The organism is Pseudomonas sp. PS1(2021) (genome assembly GCF_020405165.1).
Taxonomy (GTDB): domain Bacteria; phylum Pseudomonadota; class Gammaproteobacteria; order Pseudomonadales; family Pseudomonadaceae; genus Pseudomonas; species Pseudomonas aeruginosa.
In genome coordinates this window covers 212,260-239,033 of the sequence record NZ_CP084484.1, presented here as the reverse complement: position 1 = coordinate 239,033, position 26,774 = coordinate 212,260, and the positions used below count along the sequence as shown (strand labels likewise).

Sequence of the window (26,774 nt, the reverse complement as noted above, 5' to 3'; positions counted from 1 at the left end):
GGGTTGCCAGGGGTTCCCGGAACCGCGCGAAACGTCAAAGCAATGGCCGAGCGTAAGTCGTGGAGTGGACGGCGCCGCGTCGGCACCAAGGCTATCGAGTACCACGTTTCGGCCCTGCCGAAGGAAACCCGCGCCGCACTGCTGAACGCCGCCCTGGGCGAGGTGGCCACCAAGGTGGTCCGCCAGGAGACGCAACTGGCCCTGGTCGAAAGCAACCGCCAGCAGCTGGTCGCCGATGCCCGCCAGGGGGTGCTGCACGCCCTGGACCTGATGATGGCCCGCACCGGCTACAGCCGGAAACGCTCCATCACCCTGATGCTGGACATGGCGCGCCTCGGCCAGGTCGAGCCGCAACTGCTCGCCATGCTCAAGATGGCCCGCGATCCTCGCGGCCGCCCGAGCGCGGATGGCCTGCCGAGCGTGCGCAGCCTGGAGCGCTTCCTGGACCAAGCCGAGCGTGGCGCCCTGGTGCCGAAGGTCCGCCGCCCGGACATGAGCGTTCCCGACTGGGCGCCGGCATTCATGACCATCTACCAGGGGCCGGAGAAGCGCAGCGCCCGCGCTGCCCATGCACTGCTGGAGAAGCACTGGCAGGGGCAAATGCCCAGCCTGGACCAGGTCTATGCGTTCCTGCGCAAGGTGGGCAACGTCAGCCGCGAGGTCGGGCGTATGGGTGAGCATGAAATCAAGGCACTGCGCCCGTTCATTCGCCGCGACTTCACCAAGCTACTCCCGACCGACGTCTATTCCTGCGACGGCCACACGTTCGACGCCGAGGTCCAGCACCCGATGCACGGCCGGCCCTTCCGGCCGGAAATCACCACCATCATCGACATCCGTACCCGTCGAATTCCGGGATGGTCCACCGGCCTGGCCGAGTCGGCCCTGGTGGTTGTCGATGCCCTGCGCGACGCCTGCACCAAGGGCGGCATTCCGGCCATCTTCTACGTGGACAACGGCTCAGGCTACGTAAACCACATGATGCGCGACGAGGCGGTCGGCCTTATGGGCCGCCTGGGCATCGACATGAAAAACAGCCTGCCCTACAACAGCCAGGCGCGGGGCGTGATTGAGCGCGTCCACCAGAGCCTGTGGATTCGGGCCGCCAAGGAACTGCCCGGCTACATCGGCGCCGACATGGACCGCCAGGCCAAGCTGGCCACCTTCAAGCTGACGCGCCGGGCCATTGCCAAGGGCGGCACCATGCCGCTGATGTCTTGGGAATCTTTTGTCGCGTTCTGCGAACAGCAGATTGCCGAGTACAACGACCGGCCGCACAGCAGCTTGCCGCGCATCGTTGACCCGAACACCGGTCGTCGCCGGCACATGACCCCCAACGAAGCCTGGGCGCTCCACGAAGCCGATGGCTTCAGCCCGATGCGGGTCACCGACGACGAGGCCCGGCCGCTGTTCCGACCCCAGGTGCTGCGCACCGTCCGCCGCTGCGAACTGGAGTTCATCGGCAACCGCTACTTCGCCCGCGAGCTGGAGGAATTCCACGGCGACCAGGTGGCCGTGGGCTACGACATCCACGACGCCAGCCGGGTGTGGGTCTACGACGGCGAGGGCCGCTTCCTCTGCACCGCAGAGCTGAACGGCAACAGCCGCGACTACATGCCGGCTTCGTATGTCGAGCGTGCCCGCGAGAAACGCGCAGAGGCCCGCGAGAAGCGCGCCCTGGCGCACCTCGACGAGATTCGCGCCGAGCGTGACGGCGGGTATGCCCTGGAAATGGATGCGCCGCTGTCCATCCCCGGCCTCGGCACGATCACCCCTGAGCAACTCCGGTCGCGCAGCGCCGCGACCCTCGAAATGCAGGCCGAGCGGATCGACGAACCGCGCCCGGCCGCAGCCACCGCCCAAGCCACCACCGCCCAGGTCTTCACCCTGCCGACCGCTCCCGCCCAGCGCTACCGGCAGTGGTGCGAGCTGGCCGAGCGGCAGCGCTCCGGCCAACCCATCGAGCCGGACGCCGCCCAGTGGTTCGAGGTTTACCCCAAATCCAAAGAATTCGCCGCCCAGCAGCGGCAAGCATGAAAGGAGCTGTATTCATGACCACCCCGAAAACCACCCAACTGGCCAGCGGCATGGCCGACATCGCCAACATCGCCCTTTGCGATATCGCCCTGGAGAAAGCGCTGTCGCGTACCTCCACCTTGCCCGGCCTGGTCTGCTTCTACGGCCCGTCCGGCTTCGGCAAATCCGTTTCGGCCGCCTGGGTCGCCAATCGCCGCCGCGCCTACTACGTCCAGGCCAAAAGCGTCTGGACCCGCAAGCACACGCTGAAGTCGATCCTGGGTGAAATGGGCATCAAGCCGGCCGGCACCATCCCGGAAATGGCCGACCAGATCGCCGAGGAACTGGCCGCCAGCGGCCGCCCGCTGATCATCGACGAAATGGACCACCTGGTCGCCGCTGGCCAGGTCGAGCTGATTCGTGATCTGTACGAGTCCAGCCAAGCCTCCATCTTGCTGATCGGCGAGGAAATGCTGCCGACCAAGCTCAAGAAGTACGAACGCTTCCATGGCCGCGTTCTGAGCTGGGTTCCGGCCCAGCCAGTGTCCCTGGAGGACGCCCGCAACCTGGCGCCGGTCTACAGCCCCGGAGTGGCTATCGCTGACGATCTGCTCGCGCACCTGGTGAAGAAGTCCCTGGGCTCTGTCCGTCGCGTCGCGGTGAACCTGGAGCAGTTGGCCGAGGCCGCCACCGTTCAGGGCCGACGCGAGCTGGAACTGGCCGACCTCCAGCGCCTGAACCTGGAGCTGTACACCGGTGCGGCCCCGAGCCCGAGGACTTCGAAGTGAGCCTCGGCAAGAACCCGGCCCACCTGTCTATGGTCGGGGGCAAGAGCCCCCGCCAGCAGATGTGGGAAGTGATCCGGGCCAACCGCGAAGAGTTCACCGTCTACCGTGTGGCGCGCCGGTCCAATCAGCACGACAAGACCGTCGAGAAGTATGTCGCCTGCCTGCGCCTGGGCGGCTACGTCGAGGCGATTCGCGGATTAAAGCGCGGCGAAGAGGTCGTTTTCCGGTTGATCCGCGACAACGGCGTCGAGGCACCGAACCTGAATGCCGATGGCAAGCCATCCCAGCAGGGTTACACCACCGAGGCGGTCTGGCGGACGTTGCGAATCCTCGGCCCATCGACCCCGGAACAGATAGCCGCATCGGTGGCGGCCTCGGGCACGCCCGTGTCGCCCAGCACCGTTCAGCGCTACTTCATCGACCTCCAAAACGCCGGATACCTGACCCGCAACGGCCGCCACTACGCCCTCAAGCCGGGCCGCTACACCGGTCCACGGCCGCCCATTGTCCAGCGCGAGACGCGCCGTCAGGTCTACGACCCGAACCTGGATCAGGTCATGTGGAGTTCGCACGGCGAGTACCAGCACAACCGGAGTCGTTCGCGGGGCGCTGCCCAGGCTGGCGTGGCGGATACCGAAGAGAACAACGAATCAGGCGGCTGAGGCCCTGATGAAGACGGTGCCGAGGGGTGGCCGCCCCTCGACACCTACCACCACCCGGAAGGAGAGGAGCCATGCAAATGCATGCACAGCAAGGCGGTAGCGCCGCGAAGGCTAGCACAAGCCACTTTCGCGGAACTACGAACATTGAGGAGTACATCCGCGACATGGCGAGCCGTGGGTTCAGTCGTCGGGCCGTGAGTAAGGCCCTGGGTATGCACTGGCGGAAGTTCATAGCACTCCTGGAACTCCTGCCAGAAATGAACTGGGTGCCTCCTTGCCAGTCATGGGACCGCCTGCGCGCTGACCAGGAGAAGAAGGGGCGTACGTGTCCGATGACAGAGGGGCGTCTGCGCTCGATTGTCGCGGCGAGGCGCGCCGCGATGGCAAAACACACCCGCTATACCGCGTTTGGTGTAACAGCCACCTTGCCGGAGCTGGTGAGCCAGTTCGGCCAGGTCACCGCCGCCTCCGTGCGCATGCGGTTGGCCAAGGGAATGCCTCTGGAGCAGGCCCTTGCCTCCGTGCGCAGCGATCCTTGTGGAAGGAAGGTCGCTGACAGCCATCCCTGGAAACAGGAGGCGCACCAGGGGGCTATCAATCACCTTGAGCGTCAAACCGCTGCAATGCAGGAACGCGTTCAGGGGGAGCGCCTGGACCGGGCGGCCTCACTGCTGAACCAGGAGGTGCCGCCATGCGCCGAGCACTGACCCCCATCGGCATCGTCCTGGCCCTCGGCCTGCTGCTGGTCCTGGTCGGTGATGCCCTGCTACCGATCCGGCGCCTCATTGCCTGGCAGTGGGGGTGCTAATGGACCGCGCAATCGATCTGTCGGCCTGGGGCGAGCGTCCGCCCGTCTTCGTCCAGCTGCTCGCCGCTGAGGTGGCCCGCAGCAGCCAGACGAAGGCCGGCGAGGCAATCGGCATGAGCCGTTCGACCGTCAGCACCATCCTCGCCAACCGCTACCCGTCGCCCTCGACGATCCGCGTCGAGCGTCGTGTCCTGGCCGCGCTGAGCCGCATTGAGTGCCCGGCCCTGGGCGAGGCGGTGACCTCGGTCGAGTGTAGCGAGTACCTCCAGCGGCCGGCGCCGCTGAACAACCCCGTCGCGATGCGCTGCTGGAAAGCGTGCCGCGCCTGTCCACGCAACCCGCATACCGCCCCCATGAAACGAGAGGAACAAGGCCATGAGAACCGCATTGCCCTTGAAAGTCTTGACGCCTGACTTGGCCTTGAGCCTGCGCACTTTCAACGATGCCGCCCGGCTGCTCCAGCGCATGGGGGTCCGCCTTCATCGCCTGGAGCCGACAGAGGGGCGCGTGACCATCGCCGCAGATGACGCCCGCCGGCTCCTGGAGAAGGGGCTCCTGCTGGGTTTCCAGCGCGACGCCTCGGCCGGCAGCACCCGTTACATCACCCGCTTCCAGGGCATCACCCTGGCCTGGAGCGAACCGATCAGCTACCGCGACTTCGCCGGCAGCAACCCCGTAATTCACTGAACAGGAGAACGCCAACATGGCACCGAAGAAACGTCTGAAATCCGCTGCCGCCGTCTACGTCCCGCAGACCCGCGAACAGGTCATCAGCGATATCAAGAACATCGGCGACCTCCAGCGCGAGCTGGCCCGTCTGGAAACCGCAATGAACGATGAAATTGGCCAGATCACCGAGCGCTATTCGGAGCCGGCCGAAGACTTGAAGAAGCGCCTGGCGGTCCTCCAGGGCGGGGTCCAGTCCTGGTGCGAGGCCAACCGCGCCGAGCTGACCGACAACAACAAGGTCAAGTACGCGAACCTCACCACCGGCGAGGTCCAGTGGCGCATCCGTCCCCCGTCCGTGACTGTGCGCGGCGCCGATGCGGTCCTGGAGCTACTGCGCAGCAAGGGGCTAATCCGCTTCATCCGCACCAAGGAAGAGGTGAACAAGGAAGCGATCCTCAACGAACCCGAGGCCGTCCAGGGGCTTCCGGGGCTGACCGTGAACTCCGGCATCGAAGACTTCGCCATCGTGCCTTTCGAAGCGGAGGTGCAGTGACATGGCCGAGGAAGTCAGCATCGACACCATCATGTCGCAGGCCCAGGTATTCGCCAGTGCTTGGGCACTGGTCGGGGGCACATTCGACGACGGCCACGCCATCGAGAACGCGGAGGAAGCCAAGGCTGAACTGCGCGAAATGCTGGAGGACTTCTGTTCGAACACTGACCTCCTGCGCGTGGCTGAGCTGCTCACCTCTTGGCACCAGAACGGGATGGGCAAGATTGATACGGCGCTGAATGCGCCGGATACGGCCGAGGTTCGGATTGGCTCGGTCAAGCTCACTGGTTCCCAAGCCATCGGCTTCCGAATCGGCCTACGAGTGGCCCGCCAGTGGCTTGGCACACTCCCGCTATCGCTCACCAAACAGGAGGTGTGACATGGCTGACACCATCGCTTTCTGCTGGGCCTCTGGCTTGATCCAGTTCGGTGACCAGGTGCCCGACGGTGCAATCGAGATCGCCCGTGGGGACGACCAGGTCGTTCGCGAAATCATCGAAGTCACCTCGCGCCATGCCTACGACGGAAAGTCGCTCCTGGTGCCCGGCATACCCGAGGCAAAAAACCAGGCGGAAGGCATTGACGCCCTCGAAAGGTTCGTTCGCTGGATCGCCTCGCACAACAGCGAGTCGTTCCAGGTTTTCATGGGAGACGTGTGACATGCCTACCAACGTGGAGCTTGTAACCCGCTTGATGGAGTACCCCAAAAGCGGACCGCTGATGCAAGCAATGGTCCTCCAAGCCTTGGATCAGTTCGCTTGCATGGTACTGGCTTCGGAGCCGGGGTCGCTCGAAAGCCCCATGGTTTCCGAGGCGTCCTGGCGCGCCTGCGCTGAGGAAATCCGGGAAAGCCTATCTAGCCACATGCGTCGGGAGGCATGACATGACCAAGACGTTCGCCATGTGCCGCATCGACGGCCTGATCGAGCTGCGGGAAGAGCACCCAGGCGAGGGCTATTTCGCCCTTGCCGTGGGCGAGCTGGCTAGCGTGCGGGCGGCGGTCTTTGCAACCGCTGAGCCGCACCAGGTGGGCCAGAAAGTCGCCCGGCGCGTGCCGGGTGTGAGCCCCGAGGCCACCGACCGCGAGAACCTGGGTTCCATCGCCCGCTACATCCAGACCCTGGGCCAGCAGGATCGGCCCGGCTTCCGTGCGCTGGGGGTGTGAAATGCAGCAGTCCAACCCCTTCAATCACCCCGGACAGAGCTACGGCGCCGTAGACGTCGATAGCCGACTCCGCGCCATTGCCGGCTTCGACCTGGAGCAATGCCGCGCCGCGCTCGCGGTCACCGGCCTCCAGAAGATCGTCGAGAAGAAAGTTCGCACCCGCATCCGCCAGCTGGAAAAGCAGGCATCCGCACAGAAGGAGGCATAACCATGGCCCATTACACCATCACCATCAGCGACACCGAGGGCGGCGTCCTCTTCGGCATGAAAGGCCCGCAGTTGCACGATTCCGAAGCTTCGAAACTGGCCTATGCCCTCATGGAGGCCTCGAAGTCCATTGGCCGGGAACTCGCCAAGCTGAACGGAGCTGGTAACGGCGTTTCCTGCGCCTGCGACGAGTGCCTGGCACGCCGCGCTCGCGGCGAGGAACCGGAGCAGGAAATCCACTACACCACGGCCAAGAACCGCACCGTCCACTGAGCGAAACCGCCCCGGCCTGGCCGGGACGGTCTGCCGGACGTGGTGGTCCGGTACTGATGAGCAGCCACCCATGACGAACGAAACCAAGACGGACCGCCAGCGCCGCCTGGCGCGAGAACGCCAACGGGCGAAGCGCGAGCGCGATGCCCTGCGCCGCGCTGCGCTGGGCGGTCGCCGCTTCAACATGGACATGTACCAGGGAACGGCTGATGCACTCGATCTGATCTGCGCGGCCGGAGGCTTCGCCGAGCCGGCCGAGGCGGTCACTTTGCTCCTACACAACGTTGCCGAAATTGCTGAGCGTGACGTGTCACGTTTTGCCGAATTGATCCAAAAGAGAAGCCTTCCAGGGAGGACCAAGCGATGAGCCTACGCGCCGTCAACCTCGCAAAAATCCACATCGCCAAGGCCCAGCTCGGCATGGACGATGACACCTATCGCGCATTGCTGGCTCGCGTCGCGGGCGTGCGCTCGGCCAAGGACTTAGGGCCGCGCCAGATCGACCACGTACTGGTCGAACTCCAGCGCCTGGGCTGGAAACCGAAGAGCAAACGGCAAGGCCGGGCGACGCCAAAAGTGCCGCAAAACCGGCAAACCGTGCTGCGCAAAATCACCGCGCTCCTGGCCAGCGCCCATCGCCCCTGGAGCTACGCCGACCACATGGCCCGGCGCATGTTCCAGGTCGAGCGGGTCGAGTGGCTGGACGACAGCCAGCTCTACCGGCTGATGCAGGCGCTTATCATTGACAGGAGCCGCCATGAGTAGGTCTGAAGTCGATCTTCGGGAGGTCCAGGACATGCTGCCGGATACCGTCCGCGACATGGCCGGACGCATCGGCCTGCCGGCCACCCTGGTGGTGGTCGAGCAACTCGGCGGCACGTCCTGGCGGATAGCCGAGGGCCGGGCGCGGAGGGGCGAAGCGCGACGGGCTGCGCTGGCCGAGCTGGTGGGCAGCGACATCGAGGAGCAGCTCCACACGCACTATCGGGGCGAAGAAATTTACGTGGCTCGCTGCCACAAGGCGCTGGTACGGTGGCGCGACCTGGAGATCGTCGAACGCTTCGAGCAGGGCTTGCGTGATGGGCAAACCGCCCGTAGCCTGCTCAGCGATCTTGCCCGCAAGTACAACCTGTCCGACCGCTGGATATGGGAGATTGTCAACCGGCCGAGCGAGCCGGCACCGCAGCAATCCACCCTGTTCCACTAAGCCGGGGCGCAACGCCCCGGCCGGCGTCTCCGCGCCGATCCTATCTCAGCCGTTGAACCCCTTCCGCTAATCCCGCGTCGCACTCGCCGCCACGATGGCGGCATGAGCACATCTAGCCCCTCAACGTCTCTACGCAGCCCCCGCGACTACGCCGCCGCCATCCTGGCCGAGCCCAGCCGCGAGCGTCGTAACGCTCTGCTGGCAGCCTGCCCGGCCAACTGGCAGCCGCTTGTTCGGGCGCACGTCGAGGATGCCTTCGCGAAGGTCAAGGCGTATCGCCAGATGATGGACAACCGCGCCGAGTCGATCCGGCGCGGCCCGCCTCCTGCTCCCCGCGTCACCGACACCGATTTCCGCATATCCAACTACACCAAGTCCGCCCCGGAGGTAGGCAATGCGCACCTATCCGCAATTCGGGCAGCGCTCGCAACGGAAGCACCAAATGCCTGATCCCGCATCCACCTCGGCCGGCAGCGCCGCGCTGCTGAAAATGTTCGGCATCCACATAAGCGCGGGCGCCCTGGCTGCCGCCCTGGGCTTCCTTGTCCTGTGGCCCCGAACAATGAAAGAGGGGTTCGCCCGGCTGTTCTGCACCATCGTCGCGTCCAGCGTCTTCGGCCCAATCCTGGTGGTTTACCTGCACTCCAAACGCCCCGAGTTGTTCGAGTCGGCCCATGTGGTGGCCGGGCTCTACCAGCTGGAGCCAGCGGTCGGCCTGCTGTTCGTTTCCGCTCCGCTCCTGGTGATTGCCGGTCTGCCTGCCTGGTGGCTGATCGGTGCGGCCCTGCGCCTGTTTGAGCGGGACGGCGATTCATGGCTGGGCGCGTTCGCCCAGTGGGTAAAACGCAAACTGGAGAACAACTGATGGCCCTTCAACCTCGCGGCATCCGCAACAACAACCCCGGCAACATCGTTTGGTCGGCACGCAACAACTGGCAGGGCCAGCTCCCGCACAACCCGAAGATCGAGCCCCGATTCGCCCGCTTCGACACCGCGCATAACGGCATCCGCGCCCTGGCAAAGCTGCTGCTGAACTATCGCAAGGTCCACGGCCTGCGCACCGTCGAATCGTTGATCGCACGCTGGGCGCCGTCCAACGAGAACGACACCCGCGCATATGCCACGGCCGTGGCCCGAGCCATGGGGGTTCCGCCGCAGGCCGGCCTGCACATGGACCAGGACACCCTGGCCGCCCTGGTGACCGCGATCATTCGGCACGAAAACGGGCAGCAGCCCTACAGCGCCGAGCAGATCGCCCAGGCTGTGCGGGAGGTGCTGTGATGCAGCGCCCCAGCGGAATCAGCCTCAGCGATCTGTTCGCGATCTGCCGTGAAGACCCGGCCAACCGATGGCTCTGGATACGCCTCTATCTCCGCGACCTGCTGGCCCGCGTCGTGATTCTGGTCTTCATGGCAATTGGTGCCGCAGGCCTCGCCTATGGCCTGGGCGGGGCGTTCGCCTACGGCTTCATGCAGACCGTTGCGTCCTACCAGGTCCAGCTCAGCGTCGAGAAATCGCCATGACCTGGCGCGTCGGCCTGGTTGTCTTTGTGCTCCTGGTGATGGTCTGGACGGCCGGCTGGTGGGGCGGTCGCGAGGCCGGTCTGGCCGATGGGCGCGCCGCCTGCGCTGACGCACAGACCCGCGCATATCGCGACGTCCTGGAGCAATCGGCGGCACAACTGAAGACGGTCCAGGACACCAGCGCGGCTCTTTTCCAGCGCCTGGCCCAGCGGGCCGACAGCGACCAACAAACTACTCGGGAGCTTCGCCATGCCCTGGCCGAAACCGCTGCTGATCGCGCTGCCTGCCGCTTTCCTGCTGGCGTCATGCAGCAGCTCGAAACCGCCCGTCAACGTGCCGCCCAGGCCACTACCAGCGGCCTTGGCTCAACCGTGCCAGACCCCGGTGGCGGTGACTGATGACAGCCCCGATGCCGCCGCAATTGCCCTTAAACAACTCTACGACCAATACGGCGCTTGCGCCGGCCTGCACTGGGACACCGTGCGGCACCTTCAAAAGGACTGATCCGATGACCGAAAAGAAAGCCTCTCCTGAGTTCGAACTGCTGCAACGCATCGACGGCCGCCTGGAGCGCTTCGAAGACCGATTCCCGCAGATCGAACGCAAGGCCGTGCTGTACGGCTCGGCGGCCGGCGCGCTGGCGGGTGGCCTGGTTGCCTGCGGCCTGCTCGCGGCGCGTATCAAGCTCGGTATCTGAGGTAGTCGATGGCGCACCCGAAGGAAACCCGCGACGCCCTGCGCCGCGCCTACGTCCTCGACCGCCAGTCCCTGGAGGTCGCGGCCGCCATGTTCGGCGTCTCCTACGGCACCGCCCGCCGCTGGAAACAGCAGGCGGAAGCCGAGGGGGACGACTGGGACAAGGCACAATCGGCGCAGTTGCTGGCCGGTGGTGGGCTGGAGGACGTGGCGCGCCAGGTGCTGGCCGGCCTGGTGACCCAGTTCCAGGCCACCATGGAGGCGATCCAGGTGGACAGCGCGATCACGCCAGCGGTCAAGGTGCAGATGCTCGCCAGCCTGGCCGACGCCTACAACAAGTCGATCAGCGCATCGAAGCGGGTACTACCGGAAACCTCCAGCCTGGCCACCGCAATGGAAGTCATCCAGCGCCTCGCGGCCTTCATCCGTGAACAGTTCCCGCAGCACGTCCAGGCCTTCGCCGAGATTCTGGAGCCGTTCGGGGAAGTAATCGCTAAGGGGCTGAAATGAACACCGAGGAAAAAGAGTTCCTACGGGAACTATCCGCCATGGCGCAGCAGCTGCGCCGCGACATCGAGGCGCAACAGGTCGGCCTCGATAGCTCCCCGGAAGCTCGGGCTGAGCGGCGCCGTCGCGTACTGGTAGATCGCGATTTCGAGTTCTTCGCGTATACCTACTTCCCGCACCACATCCGGCCGCCTGCCTCGTTGTTCCATGCGCATTTCTTCAAGCGCTTTCCCCAGCTCATCAGCACCTCCAGCGGCCTCAAGGAATGGTGGGTAGCTCCGCGTGGCGAGGCGAAGTCCTCACTGCTGACCAAGGTCGGGCCGTGCTATGTCGTTGTCCAGGGGCTGCTCCAGCGACCGGAGATTCGGGCCGAACTGGGCATGACCGGCCCGGCGCCGTACTTCGTCGACTACATCACGCTCCTAGGCGCCGAAACGCGCTTGCCCACCAAGCTCCTGGAAGTAGTCAAGACCGAGCTACTGGTAAACGCCTCCCTGTCCCTGGACTTCCCCGAAGTCTGCGGCAAGGGAAGCGTCTGGAAGATCGGCGAGTTTGTTTCCCTCTCCGGGGTCAAGCTGGAGGCCTTCGGCGCTGAACAGGCGATCCGGGGCACATTCCACGGCGCGAGCCGTCCCAAGCTGCTCCTGGGCGATGACCTGATCACCGACAAAGAGGCCAAGTCCCCGACCGAGCGCAACAACCGCTGGGACTGGCTGGAAAAGGCTATCGACTACCTCGGCCCACCGGATGGCTCCGTCAAATATCTAGGCGTGGGCACAGTGCTGAATAAGGACGATCCGATCAGCCGAGCCAAACGCACGGTCGGGCACCTGGTCCACCACTTCCGCGCTATCGAGACGTTCCCCGCCCACATGGACCTATGGGCACATTGCGAAGAGGTGATGCTCAACGACGACAAGCCTGTGATGGAGCAATACGCCGAGCGCGGTAGCGTCGCGCCCGATAGCGCTCTGCCGTCGTTTCAGTTCTACCAGGATAACCGCGAGCAGATGGAACTGGGGGCCGTCACCAGTTGGCCAGGTGTCCGGTCGCTCTACTGGCTGATGCGTCAGCGGGCGAAGAACAAAGCCGCGTTCGCGACCGAGCTGCAAGGCGACCCGCGATCCGATGAAGACAAGACGTTTACCAACCCGCGCTTTTGGGTCATGCGCTCCGGCCGTTGGCAGATGTTTGGCGCCTGCGACCCCTCTGTCGGGGCGAGCGCACAGTCCGACCCGTCGGCAATCATCGTGGGGGGCTGGGACACCGAGAAACAGGTACTCAACGTCATAGAGGCGGCCATCAAGCGGCGCGTCCCCTCGAAACTGGAATCGGACTTGATCAAGGCGCAAAGGGAGTACCAGATGCGCGCTATCGGTTTCGAGAACAACGGGGCATTCGAAATCCAGCGGCAGAACATCGCCAAGGCTGCGCTGATGCAGCGCGTAGCGCTCCCTCTGGTCGGTGTTACCAGCATGGCGGACCAGTCCGTTCGAATCGATGCCATGGAGCCGTTCATCAACGACGCATTTGCGCCACGGATTCTGTTTTCACCTGGATTGGTCGCCCTGCTCGACGAGCTGGACAGCTGGCCAGAACCGCAGACCGGGCACCACTACGACGGCCTTTGCGCCCTGTCGATCCTCTGGATGATCGCTAGCACCCGCGCTGGTTCCTATGAATTCACCCCGGTGCCTGGCCGTCGCAGCTCTGCGGATTCCAGTGAGTTCAAAGACTCTTTTGACATAGGTGGCCGCATGGGCGGCGACTGGTAGGAGACGCAACGATGGCCACCATCGTGGATATTTACGGCAACCCCCTGCGAACCCAGCAGCTGCGCAAGCAGCAGACCGCGCACCTGACGGGCCTGGCCAAAGAGTTCGCCAACCACCCGGCCAAGGGGCTGACCCCAGCCAAGCTGGCTCACATCCTGATCGAGGCCGAGCAGGGGCACCTCCAGGCTCAGGCCGAGCTGTTCATGGACATGGAGGAACGCGACGCCCACCTGTTCGCCGAAATGAGCAAGCGCAAGCGCGCTGTCCTCGGCCTGGACTGGACCATCGAGCCGCCGCGCAACGCCTCGGCCGCAGAGAAGGCCGACGCGGAGTATCTCCACGAGCTGCTGCTCGACCTGGAGGGCATTGAAGACCTCATGCTCGATTGCATGGACGGCGTCGGCCACGGCTATAGCGCTATCGAGCTGGACTGGTCGCTCCAGGGGCGGGAGTGGTTGCCGCAGGCCTTCGACCACCGGCCGCAAAGCTGGTTTCAACTGAACCCGGACGACCAGGACGAGCTGCGCTTGCGCGATAACAGCATCGCGGGCGAGGTACTCCAGCCGTTCGGCTGGATCATGCACAAGCCGCGTTCGCGCTCGGGATACGTGGCGCGTAGCGGGCTGTTCCGCGTGCTGGCCTGGCCGTACCTGTTCAAGCACTACTCCACGGCCGACCTGGCGGAAATGCTCGAAATCTACGGTCTGCCGATCCGGCTCGGGAAGTACCCGCCCGGCACGCCCGACGAAGAGAAGGTAACCCTGCTGCGAGCCGTGACCGGCCTCGGCCATGCCGCAGCGGGCATCATCCCCGAGAGTATGTCTATCGATTTCCAGGAAGCGTCGAAAGGCTCGGCCGAGCCGTTCATGGCCATGATGCGCTGGTGCGATGACTCGATGTCAAAGGCCATCCTGGGCGGCACGCTCACCAGCCAGACCAGCGAGTCGGGCGGCGGCGCCTACGCCCTGGGGCAGGTCCATAACGAGGTGCGCCATGACCTACTGGCTGCGGATGCCCGCCAGCTCGCAGCCACGCTGAGTCGCGATCTACTCTGGCCCCTCCTGGTCCTCAACCGCTCCGGCAACCTCGACGCACGCCGCGCCCCCCGCCTGGTGTTCGACCTCAAGGACCGGGCCGACCTGGCCGCCATGGCAACGTCATTACCGCCCCTGGTCAAGCTGGGCGTCCAGGTGCCGGTCAACTGGGTCCAGGAGCAGCTGGGAATCCCGCTGCCAGCCAATGGCGAGGCGGTCCTGGGCGATCAGACCGGCGCAGGCATCGCCCAACTGAGCCGGCGCCCTGGTCCTCGCATCGCTGCGCTGGCCCAGGTGATTGGACCACGCTACCGCGATCAGGAAGCGCTGGACCAGGTGCTGGCCAGCCTGCCGGCCCAGGACATGCAAAACCAGGCCGATAGCCTGGTCGCGCCGCTCCTGGATGTGATCAGCCGCGGAGGTAGCGAGGCCGAGCTGCTCGGCGCCCTGGCCGAGGCATTCCCGGATATGGACGACAGCGCCCTGGCGGATGCCCTCCATCGGTTGCTGTTCGTGGCCGACACCTGGGGCCGGCTCAACGGAACGCTGGATCGGATCGACTGATGGCAACGCCAACCGAGGCCGATCTGCGGGCCATCTTCGCCATGCGGCCGGAGGCCGCCATCGAGTACCTGGAGCGCAAGGGCTTCTCGATCACCTGGAACTGGCACGATGTTGACGCAGCCACCCATGCCCGAGCGCTGACGGTGGCCAAGGCGGCACGCCTGGACGTGCTCCAGAACATCCGCGACGCCCTGGTCGATAACCTGGAGCGTGGAGGAACGCTGCGCGACTTCCAGCGCAACCTGCGGCCGATCCTGGAGGCCAAGGGCTGGTGGGGACGTCAGATAGTGGTTGCGCCGGACGGCGGGGCCGAGGTCGCCCAGCTCGGCAGCCCGCGCCGGCTGGAAACGATCTACCAGACCAACATGCAGTCGGCCTACATGGCCGGGCGCTATGCCGCCGCATACGAGGCCAGGGAAACTCACCCTTACTGGATGTATGTGGCCGTCATGGACAGCGTCACCCGGCCCAGCCATGCGGCGCTACATGGCAAGGTGTTCCGCTGGGACGACCCGATCTGGCAGCACATCATGCCGCCGAATGGCTACAACTGCCGGTGCCGAATCGTTCCGTTGACGGCGGCCGCTGTGCGTCGCCGTGGTCTGACGGTCGAATCCAGCGTCGGCAAGACGGGCCAGGTGACCGTCGAGACGGGCGTAGACAAGCGGACGGGGGAGATTCGGGAGCAGACCTTGACCACCCTGGAGACGACCGACCGGGCCGGTCGGAAGATCCAATTTCGTCCCGATGCCGGGTTCGACGGCAGCCCGATACAGAGCGCCCTGATGGACCAGGTGCTGTACAACAAGGCCGAGCGCACGCTGGGAGCGCCTGCCGCCCTCGGCGAGGTCCAGGGCGTGCTCCTGGACCCGGTACGCCAGCGCGCCTGGAAGGCGTTTGTGGACCGCTCCACGTCGCCCCAGGGACAGACGATGTCGGTCGGCGTCCTCGATCCGACCGATATCACCTACGCGGCTGCCCAAGGCGCCCAGCTCCAGGCTGGCGTGGTATCGGCCAGCGACACCGTGATCCGTAACAGTCCGGTCGCTCGCGAGCAGTTGGCGAACCTGCCGCAGCACCTGGCACAGCCCGCCATGGTGCTGTGGGAGCGTGGCAGCGAGTCCTTGGTCTATGTCGTCCAGGACGGCGACTCTACCCTGGCGGTTCGGCTGCGCGGTGGCGTCTATGGGCCGGGCCAAATGGAGAACATCAGCCAGGTTACAGAGGTGACGATGGAAAGCATCGACGACGGGCTCGCCCTGGGCCGTTACAGGAGGGTTCGCTAATGGCCAATCGCATCGAGCTGGAACTGGTGGACCGCGAGGTCCAGGAGCGCCTGGCGGCGCTCTACGCGGCGGTAACCGACACTCTGCCGCTGATGCGCGGCATCGCTGCTGAGCTGCTGGCCGAGACGGAGTTTGCATTCATGGACGAGGGGCCGGGATGGCCCCAGTTGAGCCCCGTTACCGTTGCAGCGCGAGAGGCAAAGGGGCGCGGCGCGCATCCGATTCTCCAGGTCACCAACGCCCTGGCGCGCTCGATCACAACCCGCGCCGACCGTGACCAGGTGCAGATCGGCTCCAATCTGAGCTACGCAGCTATCCAGCAGTTGGGCGGTCAGGCTGGGCGAGGCCGCAAGGTGACAATCCCGGCGCGCCCGTATCTGCCGGTCCTCAGAAACGGCCAGCTCAAGCCAAGCGCTCGCGATGCGGTCCTGGACGTCCTCCTGGCTGTTCTATCCCAGGGTCGCTAGAGGGAATTCATTCGGATAAGCGGCACATTGTGCCTATTGTGCATTAGGCACAATGTGCCTAATATGGCGTCATGCCAGCCACAATGGCGAGGCGCCACGAAGGAACGATGCCATGGAAAAGAAGCTTTCAGATGCTCAGGTTGCGCTGGTAGCAGCCTGGAGAAAATACCCCGATCTTCGGGAGTCTCTTGAAGAGGCAGCCTCGATCCTGTCGCTTATCGTGTTTCAGGCCGAAACACTCTCTGATCAGGCCAATGAGTTGGCGAACTATATTCGCCGCCAGGGGCTGGAGGAGGCTGAAGGCGCCTGCCGAAATATTGACATCATGAGGGCGAAGTGGGTTGAGGTGTGCGGCGAAGTCAATCAACACGGGATTCGAGTCTACGGCGACGCCATAGACCGCGATGTTGACTGAGAATCATCAGGAGGTTACCCCAATGAGCAACACGATTTCAGATCGCATCGTCGCCCGCTCGGTTATTGAAGCGGCTCGATTCATCCAGTCCTGGGAAGATGCAGACCCCGACAGCCTGACTGAAGACCAGGTCCTGGCCGCCGCTGGTTTTGCCGCCAGGCTCCATGAGGGGCTCCAGGCTACCGTCCTGCAACGGCTGGTGGACGAGTCCAATCATGAAGAGTATCGCGAGTTCAAGGCATGGGAAGAGGCGCTGCTCAACGCAGATGGGCGGGTCGCGAGCAGCCCGTTTGCTGATTGGGGATGGTGGTATCGCATCGCCAACGTGATGCTGGCCACTGCCTCGCAGAACGTAGGTGTCACCTGGGGAAGCCGCGTCCATGGGCGTTTAATGGCTATTTTTCAGGACAAGTTCAAGCAGCGGTATGAGGAACAGGCATGAGCCGACCAACAGTCGTTACGGTGACGGAAACCCCCAGGAATCCGGGAAGCTACGAGGTCAACGTAGAGCGGGATGGCAAAATGGTCGTTGGCCGGGCCCGCGCGGGAAGCGATCCCGGCGCAGCTGCGGCGAAGGCCATGCAGATGGCCATGGAGTGGGGGAGCCCGAACTACGTCATTCTCGGCAGCAACAAGGTTCTTGCGTTCATACCGGAGCAACTGCGGGTGAAAATGTGAAACCTGACGCCTCCAGCCACAATCCAGACCCGCGCTACCTGCGCGGGCTGCTCAAGAAAGCCGGTATCAGCCAGCGGCGCGCAGCCGAGCTGCTCGGCCTCAGTGACAGGGTGATGCGCTATTACCTGAGCGAGGATGTCAAAGAGGGCTACCGTCCCGCGCCGTATACCGTCCAGTTCGCCCTGGAGTGCCTGGCGAGCGACCCGCCATCTGCGTGATCACCTGATCCGCCCGCAAACGCGCTACACGCGCCGAAACGGGGTTAGCCGCTACCTCGCATCAGAGTCGGTGCGTTAACCCCGTTAGAACCCCGTTAGAAATCGTTCCATCGCCATCCGCGTGCCAGGGCTTAGCCAGAAGACGGCGCCGGACGGTTTCCGCAGTCGTTGAACCCCTTCACGTAACCGCCGCGCTCGACCGTCGCCACCATTGGCGGCATGAAGAAGAACCGCCTACACGTTGCCATCGCCGCCTGCTCGTTCCAGCTCCCCAAGCTGGAGGACGGCAGCGCCTGGATTCAAGTTACACCTGCCGGTGAGTTCTGGCCCATGGATGGGCGCCCTATGGATGTGCCGGGCTGGCGGATCGATGCCGCCAGTGCCGCCGCAGTGATCGAGCGCGCACGGTCGCGCAAGACTCCGCCCGTCCTGGACTACGAGCACCAGACCCTAAAGAAAGAGCAGAACGGCCAGCCCGCGCCCGCTGCCGGCCGTTTCCTGGACTTCGAATGGCGCGAAGGCTCCGGCCTGTGGGGGCGTGTCGAATACACCGCCCGCGCCGCGAAGCTGATCGAGGACGGCGAGTACCTCTACTTCAGCCCCGTCTTCAGCTACGCCCCGGACGGCACGGTCCTCTCCATCCTCATGGGCGCAATGACAAATGACCCCGCCATCGACGGTCTGGAGCCCCTCGCACGCCGAGCGGCCGCGACCTTTGGCCTCTACCACCCCGACGAGGAAACCCCTGTGGATGAACTCCTGAAAGCCATCATCGCGACCCTGTCGCTGAAAGAAGGCACGACCGAGGCAGAGGCCATTGCGGCCCTGACCGCCCTTAAGCCGGCCCTGGACGCCCAGGCCACCAACCTGGCCAAGCTGCGCGAAACCCTCGGCCTGGCCAAGGACGCCGACGTCGAGCAGATCGCCGCCGCCACCGCCCAACTGAAGGTCGCCGCTCCCGGTAACCCTGACCCGGCGAAGTATGTGCCCGTTGAGGCCGTCGCCCAGCTCCAGGGCCAGGTCGCGGAGCTGACCTCTCGCATCAACGGCGGCGAGCTGGACGGCCTGATCAACAGCGCTATCCAGGAGGGCCGACTCATTCCGTCCATGGAGCCCTGGGCGCGTGAATACGGCGCCAAGGACTTGGCTGGCTTGAAGAACTACCTGGGCCAGGCCAAGCCCATCGCCGCCCTGACCCAACAGCAGAGCGCCGGGCGTACCTCGGTGCCTACCTCGGTTGACCAGCTGGACGAGGCCGCCCTCGCGGTTTGCTCGGCTATGCAGATCAAGCCGGAGGATTACCTCAAGACCCTGAAAGGCCAGTAAGGAGGCGCTATGACCGCCCTGACCACCGACCGCAACACCCCGCTTCAGGACGCCGAGGTCATCGGCGTGCCGGTAGCGGCCAACGTCCAGGTCTTCGCCGGCGCCATCGTCGTGGCGAACGCTACCGGGTTCGCCGTAGGCGGCAGCACCGCCACCGGCTTGACCTACCTGGGCCGCGCTGAGGAATACGTGGACAACCGCAATGGCGCGGACGGCGCCAAGGTCGTCCGCGTGCGCCGCCTGAACGCCTTCAAGTGGGCGAACGACGGCAGCGTCACCCAGGCGCACCTGATGAAACCCGCCTACATCGTGGACGACCAGACCGTCGCCGCCACGGACGGCACCGAAACCCGCTCCCCGGCCGGCCGCATCATCGGCGTCGAACCGGACGGCGTGTGGGTGGAATAACAGGCTCACCAACGGAGAACCGGACACATGCTGATCAACAAGCAGAGTCTCAACGCGGCATTCGTCGCGATCAAAACCATCTTCAACAACGCCTTCGCGGCGGCCCCCACCACCTGGCAGAAGATCGCCATGGAAGTGCCGAGCAACACCAGCAGCAACGATTACAAGTGGTTGAGCACCTTTCCGAAGATGCGCCGCTGGATCGGCGCGAAGGTGGTCAAGAACCTGAAGGCCTACAAGTACGTTGTCGAGAACGAGGACTTCGAGGCCACCGTCGAGGTGGACCGCAACGACATCGAGGACGACCAAATCGGCATCTACTCGCCCCAGGCGAAGATGGCCGGTTACTCGGCGGCTCAGCTCCCGGACGAGCTGGTCTATGAAGCGGTCAACGGCGCCTTCACCAAGCCCTGTTTCGACGGCCAGTATTTCATCGACACGGATCACCCTGTCGGTGATGCCTCGGTGAGCAACAAGGGCACCGCTCCGCTTTCCAACGCCAACCAGGCGGCGGCGAAGGCAGGTTATGGCGCTGCTCGCACTGCGATGAAGAAGTTCAAAGACGAGGAAGGACGTTCCCTCAACGTCTCCCCCAACGTGCTCCTGGTCGGCCCGGCGCTGGAAGACGTGGCGAAGATGCTGCTCACCAACCCGAGGCTCGCGGACAACACCCCGAACCCCTACGTCGGCACTGCTGAGCTGGTAGTGGACGGGCGTATCGAGTCCGACACCGCCTGGTTCCTGCTGGACACCACCAAGCCGGTAAAACCGTTCATCTTCCAGCCCAGGAAGCAGCCGGAATTCGTTTCCCAGGTCAACCTGGATTCGGATGACGTCTTCAACCTGCGCAAGCTGAAGTTCGGCGCCGAAGCCCGCGCTGCTGCCGGTTACGGCTTCTGGCAGCTGGCCTATGGCTCCACCGGCACTGGCGCATAAGGGGGCAGCTCATGGCACGCAAAGCCGCAACTACCGCCAAGCCGACCGCCAGGCTGGCCCGCCAGGCGGCGGGCGATGAAGCCCAGCAGAGCGTCGAGGGCATCTTCGTGCGCAGCTATCCGCCGACCTTCCGGCGTGCTGGCTTCGCGTTCACCAGCGAAGGAATCGGAATCGCCCTGTCCGCCCTGACCGAGGCGCAGCTCAAGGCCCTCAAGGAAGAGCCCCAGCTGCGCGTCGAGTCCTGCGAGTTCCTGCCGGACGACGTCGGCGGCGAGGGTGAGCCGCCCGCGTCGGACAACGACACCCAGGAATAACCCACCCCAGCAGAGGGACCGCCCCTGGCCACGGATGGCCACCTATTCATCAGGAGTTCGACATGAGCGACCACACCCTGGCCATCAGTCAACTGACCATCGCCGCGCAGAACGCCGAGCACAATGCTCCGATCATCGAAGCCCAGGGCGACCTCGCCCAGGCCGAGCTGGATCGCCGGGTCGCTGCCGAGTGCCATAGCGCCATCGACGTCCTGGAGCACCAGGAGCAGCAACAGTGAGCTATTGCACCCAGGCCGACCTGGTCGAGCAGTACGGCGAGGCGTCCATCCGCCAGCTGAGCGACCGCGTCAATAAACCCGCCACGACCATCGATCCGGCGGTCGTGGCCCAGGCTATCGCCGATGCGGACGCGGAGATCGATCTCCACCTGCACGCCCGCTACCAGCTGCCGCTGGCCCAGGTGCCTGTGGTGCTGAAGCGCGTAGCGTGCGTGCTGGCATTTGCCAACCTGCACACCCAGGTCAAGGACGACCACCCCGCGATCCTGGATGCCGAGCGCAAGCGGAAGCTGCTGGGCGGCATTTCCTCCGGGAAGCTCAGCCTGGCCTTGACCAGCTCCGGCACCCCGGCGCCCATTGCCAATACCGTTCAAATCAGTTCGCAACGCAACGATTTCGGGGGCACCTGGTGAGCACTGCCGAGCCGTTCGATTACCTGTTCCTGGAGACGCTCCTGGTCGAGCGCATCCGCGCCGAGGTGCCCGGCCTTCAGGACGTTTCGGGCATCCCCGATCTGGCCACCCTCGACGAACAGCGCCAGGGCTCGCCTTGCGTCTATGTCGTCTACCTGGGCGACGAGATCGGCACCGGGGCGTCGCACCAGGGCGGCAGTCGGGCGATTCAGACGGTCACCCAGCACTGGGCAGCCGTGCTGACGTTGTACTACGCCGACGCCCAGGGCGACGGCCAGGGCGCCCGGCGCGAAGCCGGCCCGCTGCTCGGCCAGCTGCTCAAGGCACTGACCGGCTGGGTTCCTGATCAGGGCGTCAGCCCGCTGGCCCGCAGCCCGCAGGCTTCGCCAGTCAGCTACAGCAACGGGTTCTTCTATTTCCCGCTGGTGTTCACCGCCAACTTTGTCTTCCCGAGGCTCAAGTCATGGAAACCGTAAAAGTCACCATCACCGCCGAGAAACCCAATCACACCCATGCCGGCAAGCCGGTGGCGCAGGGCGACGAGATCGAAGTCAGTCGCGCCGATGCCGAGTTTCTGCTGCGCCGTCAATTGATCACCAAGATTCCCGCCGAGCCCAAGGCCGACGAGAAACGCGACAAGTAACGCGCAACATCTGATTCCTACGGAGGCCTCACATGGCACAGGAAACGTATTTCTACGGGCAAGGTGAGATTGACGCCGCGCCTATCGTCAACGGCGTCCTCGGCAAATGGCGCTGGATTCAGGATGTCTCGGCCATGAGCATCCAGCTCGCAGTCGAGAAGGTCGAGCACAAGGAAAGCTACAGCGGCCAGAAAGCCCTGGTCCGAAGCTTCCCCATCGGCAAGACCGCCACCGTCAACATCACCCTGCACAGCATCGGCCCGGATAACCTGGCGCTTACCCTCTATGGCAAGGTCGTGGCCAAGGCGGCGGGCTCCGTGACGGGCGAGGTACTCCCCGCCGACCTGGTGGCTGGCGATGTGATCCGCTTGGCCAATTTCGGCGTCAGCGAACTGGTCATCACCGACAGCGCGAGCAGCCCGGCGCCCCTCGACCCGCAGTATTACGCCCTGCGAGCCGATGGCGCCTACGGCGAGGTCCAACTGCTGGGTCTGCCGACGCCGGCCCCGACCCAGCCGTTCAAAGCGGCCTATGAGTACGCCGCCACCAAGCAGGTGGGCATGTTCACCGCGCCGCAGCCGACCGTTGCCCTGCGCTATAAGGGCATCAACCTGGCCGAAGGCGGCGCGCCGGTCATCGTCGAGCTGTACAAGGTCGCGACCGACCCGCTCCAGGAGCTGGCATTGATCAGCGACGGCAACACCGTCGCCGGTATGCAGATCAGCGGCGGAATCCTGCTGGACACCAGCAAGCCGGATACCGGCGACCTGGGCCGCTTCGGCCGCATTATTCAGCTGGGGTGAGTCATGAAGAAGCCGAACGACACCCCCGTCGATGACAGCCTGGAAGTTCTGTTCCCCGACCGTCGTTTGACGGTCGGGGGCGAGGACCTGGTTGTCCGCGAGCTGACCTTCGAAGAGCAGCTCACCCACCACGCGGCCCTCAAGGCCATTGCCGAGGCGTTCCTCCAGGTGCCGCGTGAACACCTCGAAGGAGTCGAGGGCGCGACCATTGCGTTGGACGTGCTGACGGAGCACTGGAAGCTCGTTCTGCCGTTGATTGCCGTGAGCTGTGGCAAGGCGGATGACTGGGTCCGTTCGCTCCGTCCAAGCGACGGTGAGTCCCTGATGCTGGTCTGGTGGGCAGCCAACCAGGGTTTTTTCGTCCGCCGCCTGTGGCGCCCGATAGTAGTGGCTCAAGCCCTCCAACAACGTGGGGTCGAGTCTTCGCCTGCCTCGTCGCAGCAGGACACCAGCGCGACCAGCTCGGCCGCTACACCGAGCGACAGCTAATGCTGTTCTTCCGCGAAGCCGAGGCAGAAAAGGGCCGCCAGCAAGCCCGCGAGCTGATGGCGGTCAACCATGGCTTCGCCGGGGGCTCTGTAGCGATTGCCGCCTATGATCAGCTCATGAGTAATTGAACGTGGCCGACCAAGACCTTGTATTAGCCCTGCGCATCCGCGCTGACCTTCAGCAGGGTGCGGACCAGGTCGAGGAACTGTCCGACTCGATCCAAGCCGCTGGCGACCATGCCAGCCAGGCTGGCCGGGAGCTGTCCGGTTTGGGGGAGACAGCCGACCAGCAGGCGGCCCGGATCAAGGCGATGGTCGCCGCCTCCCTGCAACAGCGGGAAGCGCTGGACGCGCTGGCGGAAAGTTCGGATCGGATGAACACCGCCACGCGGGCAGCCACCAGCGGATGGCAGGAAAGCGCCCGTGCGCAATCGGCGTCGATGAATGCCTACCACAACGCCGAGCGCGCCCGCGAACAGCAGGTTGCAGCCGAGCAACGAGCGGCCGAGGCTGCGGCGAAAGCCACCGCCGAGTTCGACCGGCAGCAGGCCGAGCTGGGCAAACTGCTCGCGGCCATCGACCCGGTCACTCGCGAGCTGGAGAAGCTCGACAGCCTCCAGGCGCGCCTGAATGCTGCCAGGGGTCGAGGGATCGACCCGGACGTCTTTACGACCTACAACGCCAAGCTCCAGGAGCAACGGGACCGCCTGCTCGGCACGTCTGACGCCATGGCCGTGGCCGGCATTTCGGCAGGTCAGTACCGCCAGGCCATGCGGCAGTTGCCGGCGCAGATCACCGACGTGGTCACCAGCCTGGCCAGCGGGATGCCACTGTGGATGGTTGCCATCCAGCAAGGCGGGCAGATCAAGGACAGTTTCGGTGGCGTCGGCGCGACGTTTCAGGCGCTGGGCGATCAGGTCAAATCGTTCTTCGGGATCGCGAGTAACGCCAGCGACGGCCTGGACGACATCGCCCGAGGGGCGGACGCTGCCGCAGCGTCGGCCAACAACGCCAAGACGGCTATGGTGGGGCTCAGCGGAGCAGGTAGCGCCTTTATCATCATCGGCGCGGCGGTGGCCGCTGCGGGCGTGGCGCTGGCTCTGGCGTATGAGAAAGGCAGCTCAGAGGCGAGCGAGCTGAACAAGGCCATCGTCCTGACCGGAAACTATGCCGGAACCACCGCCGGGCAACTGTCCGCCATGGCGGCGTCACTCGCCAGGGCGAACGGCACTCAGTATGAGGCCGTGGCGGTACTGTCGGAAATCACCGCGACCGGCAAGTTCACGGTTGACCAGATCGAGCAGGTTGCCACTACCTCCATCGCGATGCAGGAAGCAACCGGCAAGGCTGTTTCGGATACGGTCGCCGAGTTCTCCAAGCTGGCCGACGAACCGGTCAAAGCCTCGCAGCAGCTCAACGAGAAATATCACTACCTGACCGCCTCGGTTTACGAGCAGATAGCCGCCCTCGATCAGCAAGGCGATTCGCTGGGTGCCGCCCAGCTGGCCATGGATGCCTATAGCCAGGCAATGGACGAGCGGGCGAGCCAGATCGTCGAGAACCTGGGCACCCTGGAAACCGCTTGGAAGACCGTTGCCGGGGTGGCCAAGGGCGCCTGGGACGAAATGCTCGGCGTGGGCCGGACGGAGACGCCCGAGGAACGCCTGGAGCAACTGACCAAGGGGCAGGCCTTCCAGCCGGGGCGCGCTGTGGCCAGCGGGGCTGTCTTCGGCCCCTTGGGCTGGTTCAACGAGCTACGCAAGGCGTATCAGCGCAGCTCGATGTCGGACGACGAGCGCGGGAAGCAATTCACCGATGCCCTCCAGGAAATCCAGGACGAGGGCGAGAAGGCGCAGAAGGCGCGCCTGGATCGCTACCTGGAGGACGAGGCAATACGCGGCCAGCAGAGCATGGACAAGCTGCTGGAGTCGGTGCGCACCAACAAGGAAAAGCGCGACAAGCTCAACAGGGAGCTGGACCGGAGCATTGCCGCGATCCAGGCGGCTAACCCGAACGACGAACGCCTGCGGCCGGAAAATATCGCCGCCGCTCGCAAGGCCATCGATCAGAAGTACAAAGACCCGAAAACCCCGAAAGGACCGTCTACGCCCCTCGACCAGTCCAGCGTCACCGAGGCGAAGAACCGCCTGGACCAGTTGCAAACCGATTTCAGGAACGCCGAGCAGAAGCTCCAGGCGCAGCAGCGCGCCGGCCTGCTGAGCTATGCGGACTATGTCGTGCAACGCGGCGAACTGATCAGCCAGAACAAGGACCAGGTCACCGCAGCCTATGAGGGGGAAATCCAGGCGCTGGAGGCGCTGCGCGACAAAAGTTCCACCACGGCGGCCCAGCGCATCAGCCTGGATCAGAAGATCGCCGAGGCCAGGAACAACATGGTCAAGGCGCAGAAGAGGGCCGACGCCGACCTGGAAGTCCTCCAGCTCAACGAACAGGGGCGCCTGAAGAAACAGGCCCAGGCAGTCAAGGCCTACAGCGATGCGCTCCAGCAACAACAGGATGCGCTGGCCCTCCAGGGCCAACGTGCCGCCGCTGCCGTGGGCATGGGCGCGCAACAGCGCCGCCTGTTCGATCAGCGTGGCAGCCTTGACGACCGACTCGCGCAGCAGCGCCTGGACCTGGCGAGCCAGTACGGTGACGGCTCCCGAGGCATGAGCCTCGACGAGTACAACGACAAGCTCAAGGCGCTGGAAGCTAACCATGCCGCGATGACCCAGCAGCTGCAACGCAACTACGCCGACCTCCAGGTCGCCCAGGGCAACTGGGTCAACGGGGCGACGTCGGCGTTCGCTGATTACATCGACTCCGCCAGGGACGGCGCGGGTCAGACCTACGAACTGTTTAGTAACGCCTTCTCCGGTCTGGAGGATGCCGTCGTTAATTTCGTGATGACTGGCAAGGCGTCGCTGGATGACTTCGTCCGCACCATGATTGGCGACGTGGCCAGGATGGCGACCCGCCAGTTGGGGGCGTCTCTGCTTTCCGGGCTTGGCCTGGGCGGTGGCACCGATGGCGGCGCCCAGGGGCTAACGGTCGGCGCCTCGGCTGTATCCGCTTCGGCGGGCGCCCTGGCGACTGCTGGCGGCACGCTCCTGAGCGGCGCCGCCGCTATCCAGGCCGCTGCCGCCTCGCTGGCCGCCGCCAATGGTGTCAGTGGGGTGAGCGGCGCTGCGGGAGCTGCCGGGGCCGCTGGAGTGGCTGGTGGCGGGAGTGGCTGGTTATCTTCGATCACCAGCATTTTCGGCTTCGCGGGTGGCGGCCAGGTCCAGGGACCAGGCACACCCACCAGCGACAGCATACCGGCCTGGCTATCCAACAATGAGGTCGTAATCCGGTCGGCATCCGCCATGCAGCCAGGGCTTACTCCGCTGCTGCTGGACATCAACCAACGCGGATGGGCTGCGCTCCATGACTGGGCGGGAGCTGTCCGCCACGCCACCGGAGGCGTCGCCGGCATTCCCGCGCCATCCCTGCCACGCCCAAGCATGGGCGCCGCTCAGATACAGGAGCCGTCCAAGAATTTCAGCACCGCAGTGAACAACGCGGTCCACCTCCATGCCGTTCAAGACCCCGACCAGATGGCGGCCGACATGTGGGCCGGCAAGGGCGGCGACCATTACATCGTCTGGCTGAACAAGAACCGCCAGCTCGTCAAGCAGATTATCGGATAGGAGT

Annotated in this window: 42 protein-coding genes and 1 other RNA gene; all 43 read left to right on the top strand. The window is 64.9% G+C overall.

Features of this window, described 5'->3' with window-relative positions:
* Positions 1-42 precede the first annotated feature (42 nt).
* The 43 genes from LE197_RS01165 to LE197_RS00960 all read left to right on the top strand — a co-directional run bounded on the left by LE197_RS01165 (position 43) and on the right by LE197_RS00960 (position 26,770).
* A complete protein-coding gene (locus tag LE197_RS01165) occupies positions 43-2,037 on the top strand; it encodes a DNA-binding protein (RefSeq protein WP_016068551.1) in 1,995 nt (664 codons plus the stop codon).
* 14 nt (positions 2,038-2,051) lie between these two features.
* A complete protein-coding gene (locus tag LE197_RS01160) occupies positions 2,052-2,804 on the top strand; it encodes an AAA family ATPase (protein ID WP_003099407.1) in 753 nt (250 codons plus the stop codon).
* Positions 2,801-3,466 carry a hypothetical protein gene (locus tag LE197_RS01155; RefSeq protein ID WP_016068552.1) on the top strand — a complete coding sequence of 222 codons (666 nt, stop codon included), beginning with the start codon at positions 2,801-2,803 and terminating at the stop codon, positions 3,464-3,466. The genes LE197_RS01160 and LE197_RS01155 overlap by 4 nt, the downstream gene beginning before the upstream one ends.
* Before the next feature lie 71 nt (positions 3,467-3,537).
* Positions 3,538-4,173: a hypothetical protein gene (locus LE197_RS01150; protein WP_016050126.1), complete on the top strand. Its 636-nt coding sequence runs from the start codon at positions 3,538-3,540 to the stop codon at positions 4,171-4,173.
* 100 nt (positions 4,174-4,273) lie between these two features.
* On the top strand, positions 4,274-4,687 hold the full coding sequence (locus tag LE197_RS01145) for a hypothetical protein (RefSeq protein ID WP_012613773.1): 414 nt from the start codon (positions 4,274-4,276) through the stop codon (positions 4,685-4,687).
* Positions 4,650-4,961, top strand: coding sequence for a hypothetical protein (locus tag LE197_RS01140; RefSeq protein ID WP_014604074.1), 312 nt, complete (start codon positions 4,650-4,652; stop codon positions 4,959-4,961). Before LE197_RS01145 ends, LE197_RS01140 begins: the two co-directional genes overlap by 38 nt.
* Positions 4,962-4,977: 16 nt before the next feature.
* Complete coding sequence (locus tag LE197_RS01135) at positions 4,978-5,496, top strand: host-nuclease inhibitor Gam family protein (RefSeq protein ID WP_016068554.1); 519 nt, start codon at positions 4,978-4,980, stop codon at positions 5,494-5,496.
* A 1-nt stretch (position 5,497) separates the two neighbouring features.
* The gene (locus LE197_RS01130; protein WP_016068555.1) at positions 5,498-5,875 is read left to right on the top strand and encodes a hypothetical protein; all 378 of its coding nucleotides are present in this window, start codon (positions 5,498-5,500) and stop codon (positions 5,873-5,875) included.
* A gap of 1 nt (position 5,876) precedes the next feature.
* The gene (locus tag LE197_RS01125) at positions 5,877-6,155 is read left to right on the top strand and encodes a hypothetical protein (RefSeq protein ID WP_015649667.1); all 279 of its coding nucleotides are present in this window, start codon (positions 5,877-5,879) and stop codon (positions 6,153-6,155) included.
* 224 nt (positions 6,156-6,379) lie between these two features.
* Positions 6,380-6,661 (top strand): hypothetical protein, encoded by a 282-nt coding sequence (locus tag LE197_RS01120; protein ID WP_016068556.1) that lies wholly within the window; start codon positions 6,380-6,382, stop codon positions 6,659-6,661.
* A 1-nt stretch (position 6,662) separates the two neighbouring features.
* Entirely contained in the window at positions 6,663-6,869 is a 207-nt protein-coding gene (locus tag LE197_RS01115; protein ID WP_016068557.1) for a hypothetical protein, read from the top strand.
* Positions 6,870-6,871: 2 nt separating this feature from the next.
* Positions 6,872-7,141 (top strand): hypothetical protein, encoded by a 270-nt coding sequence (locus LE197_RS01110; RefSeq protein WP_016068558.1) that lies wholly within the window; start codon positions 6,872-6,874, stop codon positions 7,139-7,141.
* Positions 7,140-7,211, top strand: an RNA gene (locus LE197_RS01105) — hammerhead ribozyme type II. Before LE197_RS01110 ends, LE197_RS01105 begins: the two co-directional genes overlap by 2 nt.
* Positions 7,212-7,508 (top strand): hypothetical protein, encoded by a 297-nt coding sequence (locus LE197_RS01100; RefSeq protein WP_016068559.1) that lies wholly within the window; start codon positions 7,212-7,214, stop codon positions 7,506-7,508.
* The gene (locus LE197_RS01095) at positions 7,505-7,906 is read left to right on the top strand and encodes a gp16 family protein (protein ID WP_016068560.1); all 402 of its coding nucleotides are present in this window, start codon (positions 7,505-7,507) and stop codon (positions 7,904-7,906) included. The genes LE197_RS01100 and LE197_RS01095 overlap by 4 nt, the downstream gene beginning before the upstream one ends.
* The gene (locus LE197_RS01090; protein WP_003137290.1) at positions 7,899-8,348 is read left to right on the top strand and encodes a Mor transcription activator family protein; all 450 of its coding nucleotides are present in this window, start codon (positions 7,899-7,901) and stop codon (positions 8,346-8,348) included. The genes LE197_RS01095 and LE197_RS01090 overlap by 8 nt, the downstream gene beginning before the upstream one ends.
* A 102-nt stretch (positions 8,349-8,450) precedes the next feature.
* Positions 8,451-8,798 carry a hypothetical protein gene (locus tag LE197_RS01085; RefSeq protein WP_015994813.1) on the top strand — a complete coding sequence of 116 codons (348 nt, stop codon included), beginning with the start codon at positions 8,451-8,453 and terminating at the stop codon, positions 8,796-8,798.
* On the top strand, positions 8,743-9,213 hold the full coding sequence (locus LE197_RS01080) for a hypothetical protein (protein ID WP_015994814.1): 471 nt from the start codon (positions 8,743-8,745) through the stop codon (positions 9,211-9,213). Before LE197_RS01085 ends, LE197_RS01080 begins: the two co-directional genes overlap by 56 nt.
* A complete protein-coding gene (locus tag LE197_RS01075) occupies positions 9,213-9,629 on the top strand; it encodes a virion protein (RefSeq protein ID WP_015994790.1) in 417 nt (138 codons plus the stop codon). Before LE197_RS01080 ends, LE197_RS01075 begins: the two co-directional genes overlap by 1 nt.
* Positions 9,629-9,871, top strand: coding sequence for a hypothetical protein (locus LE197_RS01070; protein WP_012613781.1), 243 nt, complete (start codon positions 9,629-9,631; stop codon positions 9,869-9,871). Before LE197_RS01075 ends, LE197_RS01070 begins: the two co-directional genes overlap by 1 nt.
* Positions 9,868-10,269, top strand: a complete 402-nt coding sequence (locus tag LE197_RS01065; protein WP_015649661.1) for a hypothetical protein — start codon at positions 9,868-9,870, stop codon at positions 10,267-10,269. The genes LE197_RS01070 and LE197_RS01065 overlap by 4 nt, the downstream gene beginning before the upstream one ends.
* Before the next feature lie 110 nt (positions 10,270-10,379).
* Positions 10,380-10,568, top strand: coding sequence for a hypothetical protein (locus tag LE197_RS01060; protein ID WP_003094538.1), 189 nt, complete (start codon positions 10,380-10,382; stop codon positions 10,566-10,568).
* 8 nt (positions 10,569-10,576) lie between these two features.
* Positions 10,577-11,077, top strand: a complete 501-nt coding sequence (locus LE197_RS01055; protein WP_015649660.1) for a DUF1804 family protein — start codon at positions 10,577-10,579, stop codon at positions 11,075-11,077.
* Entirely contained in the window at positions 11,074-12,849 is a 1,776-nt protein-coding gene (locus LE197_RS01050; RefSeq protein ID WP_015994816.1) for a hypothetical protein, read from the top strand. The genes LE197_RS01055 and LE197_RS01050 overlap by 4 nt, the downstream gene beginning before the upstream one ends.
* An 11-nt stretch (positions 12,850-12,860) precedes the next feature.
* Positions 12,861-14,447, top strand: coding sequence for a DUF935 domain-containing protein (locus LE197_RS01045; protein ID WP_016068563.1), 1,587 nt, complete (start codon positions 12,861-12,863; stop codon positions 14,445-14,447).
* The gene (locus LE197_RS01040; protein ID WP_016068564.1) at positions 14,447-15,733 is read left to right on the top strand and encodes a phage minor head protein; all 1,287 of its coding nucleotides are present in this window, start codon (positions 14,447-14,449) and stop codon (positions 15,731-15,733) included. Before LE197_RS01045 ends, LE197_RS01040 begins: the two co-directional genes overlap by 1 nt.
* Entirely contained in the window at positions 15,733-16,200 is a 468-nt protein-coding gene (locus tag LE197_RS01035; protein WP_016068565.1) for a phage virion morphogenesis protein, read from the top strand. The genes LE197_RS01040 and LE197_RS01035 overlap by 1 nt, the downstream gene beginning before the upstream one ends.
* 112 nt (positions 16,201-16,312) lie before the next feature.
* Positions 16,313-16,615 carry an anti-CRISPR protein AcrE1 gene (gene acrE1 / locus LE197_RS01030; protein WP_016068566.1) on the top strand — a complete coding sequence of 101 codons (303 nt, stop codon included), beginning with the start codon at positions 16,313-16,315 and terminating at the stop codon, positions 16,613-16,615.
* A gap of 22 nt (positions 16,616-16,637) precedes the next feature.
* Entirely contained in the window at positions 16,638-17,057 is a 420-nt protein-coding gene (acrF3, locus tag LE197_RS01025) for an anti-CRISPR protein AcrF3 (protein WP_016068567.1), read from the top strand.
* Positions 17,054-17,293 (top strand): anti-CRISPR protein, encoded by a 240-nt coding sequence (gene acrF, locus LE197_RS01020; protein ID WP_016068568.1) that lies wholly within the window; start codon positions 17,054-17,056, stop codon positions 17,291-17,293. The genes acrF3 and acrF overlap by 4 nt, the downstream gene beginning before the upstream one ends.
* A complete protein-coding gene (locus LE197_RS01015) occupies positions 17,290-17,511 on the top strand; it encodes a winged helix-turn-helix domain-containing protein (RefSeq protein WP_016068569.1) in 222 nt (73 codons plus the stop codon). The genes acrF and LE197_RS01015 overlap by 4 nt, the downstream gene beginning before the upstream one ends.
* Positions 17,512-17,730: 219 nt before the next feature.
* Positions 17,731-18,837, top strand: a complete 1,107-nt coding sequence (locus LE197_RS01010; protein WP_016068570.1) for a phage protease — start codon at positions 17,731-17,733, stop codon at positions 18,835-18,837.
* A 9-nt stretch (positions 18,838-18,846) separates the two neighbouring features.
* Positions 18,847-19,245 (top strand): hypothetical protein, encoded by a 399-nt coding sequence (locus tag LE197_RS01005; RefSeq protein ID WP_012613793.1) that lies wholly within the window; start codon positions 18,847-18,849, stop codon positions 19,243-19,245.
* 27 nt (positions 19,246-19,272) lie between these two features.
* Positions 19,273-20,181 carry a Mu-like prophage major head subunit gpT family protein gene (locus LE197_RS01000; protein ID WP_016068571.1) on the top strand — a complete coding sequence of 303 codons (909 nt, stop codon included), beginning with the start codon at positions 19,273-19,275 and terminating at the stop codon, positions 20,179-20,181.
* Positions 20,182-20,192: 11 nt separating this feature from the next.
* Entirely contained in the window at positions 20,193-20,495 is a 303-nt protein-coding gene (locus LE197_RS00995; RefSeq protein ID WP_015994824.1) for an HI1506-related protein, read from the top strand.
* Between the two features lie 62 nt (positions 20,496-20,557).
* Positions 20,558-20,734, top strand: a complete 177-nt coding sequence (locus LE197_RS00990) for a hypothetical protein (protein ID WP_012613796.1) — start codon at positions 20,558-20,560, stop codon at positions 20,732-20,734.
* Positions 20,731-21,147: a gp436 family protein gene (locus tag LE197_RS00985; RefSeq protein ID WP_015972874.1), complete on the top strand. Its 417-nt coding sequence runs from the start codon at positions 20,731-20,733 to the stop codon at positions 21,145-21,147. The genes LE197_RS00990 and LE197_RS00985 overlap by 4 nt, the downstream gene beginning before the upstream one ends.
* Entirely contained in the window at positions 21,144-21,623 is a 480-nt protein-coding gene (locus LE197_RS00980) for a hypothetical protein (protein ID WP_012613797.1), read from the top strand. The genes LE197_RS00985 and LE197_RS00980 overlap by 4 nt, the downstream gene beginning before the upstream one ends.
* Positions 21,611-21,790 (top strand): hypothetical protein, encoded by a 180-nt coding sequence (locus tag LE197_RS00975; RefSeq protein ID WP_003099460.1) that lies wholly within the window; start codon positions 21,611-21,613, stop codon positions 21,788-21,790. The genes LE197_RS00980 and LE197_RS00975 overlap by 13 nt, the downstream gene beginning before the upstream one ends.
* Positions 21,791-21,822: 32 nt before the next feature.
* Positions 21,823-22,593, top strand: a complete 771-nt coding sequence (locus tag LE197_RS00970) for a hypothetical protein (protein ID WP_003137261.1) — start codon at positions 21,823-21,825, stop codon at positions 22,591-22,593.
* A gap of 3 nt (positions 22,594-22,596) precedes the next feature.
* Positions 22,597-23,082 carry a DUF6631 family protein gene (locus LE197_RS00965; protein WP_012613798.1) on the top strand — a complete coding sequence of 162 codons (486 nt, stop codon included), beginning with the start codon at positions 22,597-22,599 and terminating at the stop codon, positions 23,080-23,082.
* On the top strand, positions 23,082-23,210 hold the full coding sequence (locus LE197_RS36735; RefSeq protein WP_015972878.1) for a hypothetical protein: 129 nt from the start codon (positions 23,082-23,084) through the stop codon (positions 23,208-23,210). The genes LE197_RS00965 and LE197_RS36735 overlap by 1 nt, the downstream gene beginning before the upstream one ends.
* Positions 23,211-23,212: 2 nt before the next feature.
* Positions 23,213-26,770 (top strand): phage tail length tape measure family protein, encoded by a 3,558-nt coding sequence (locus tag LE197_RS00960; RefSeq protein ID WP_034069570.1) that lies wholly within the window; start codon positions 23,213-23,215, stop codon positions 26,768-26,770.
* Positions 26,771-26,774: the final 4 nt, after the last annotated feature.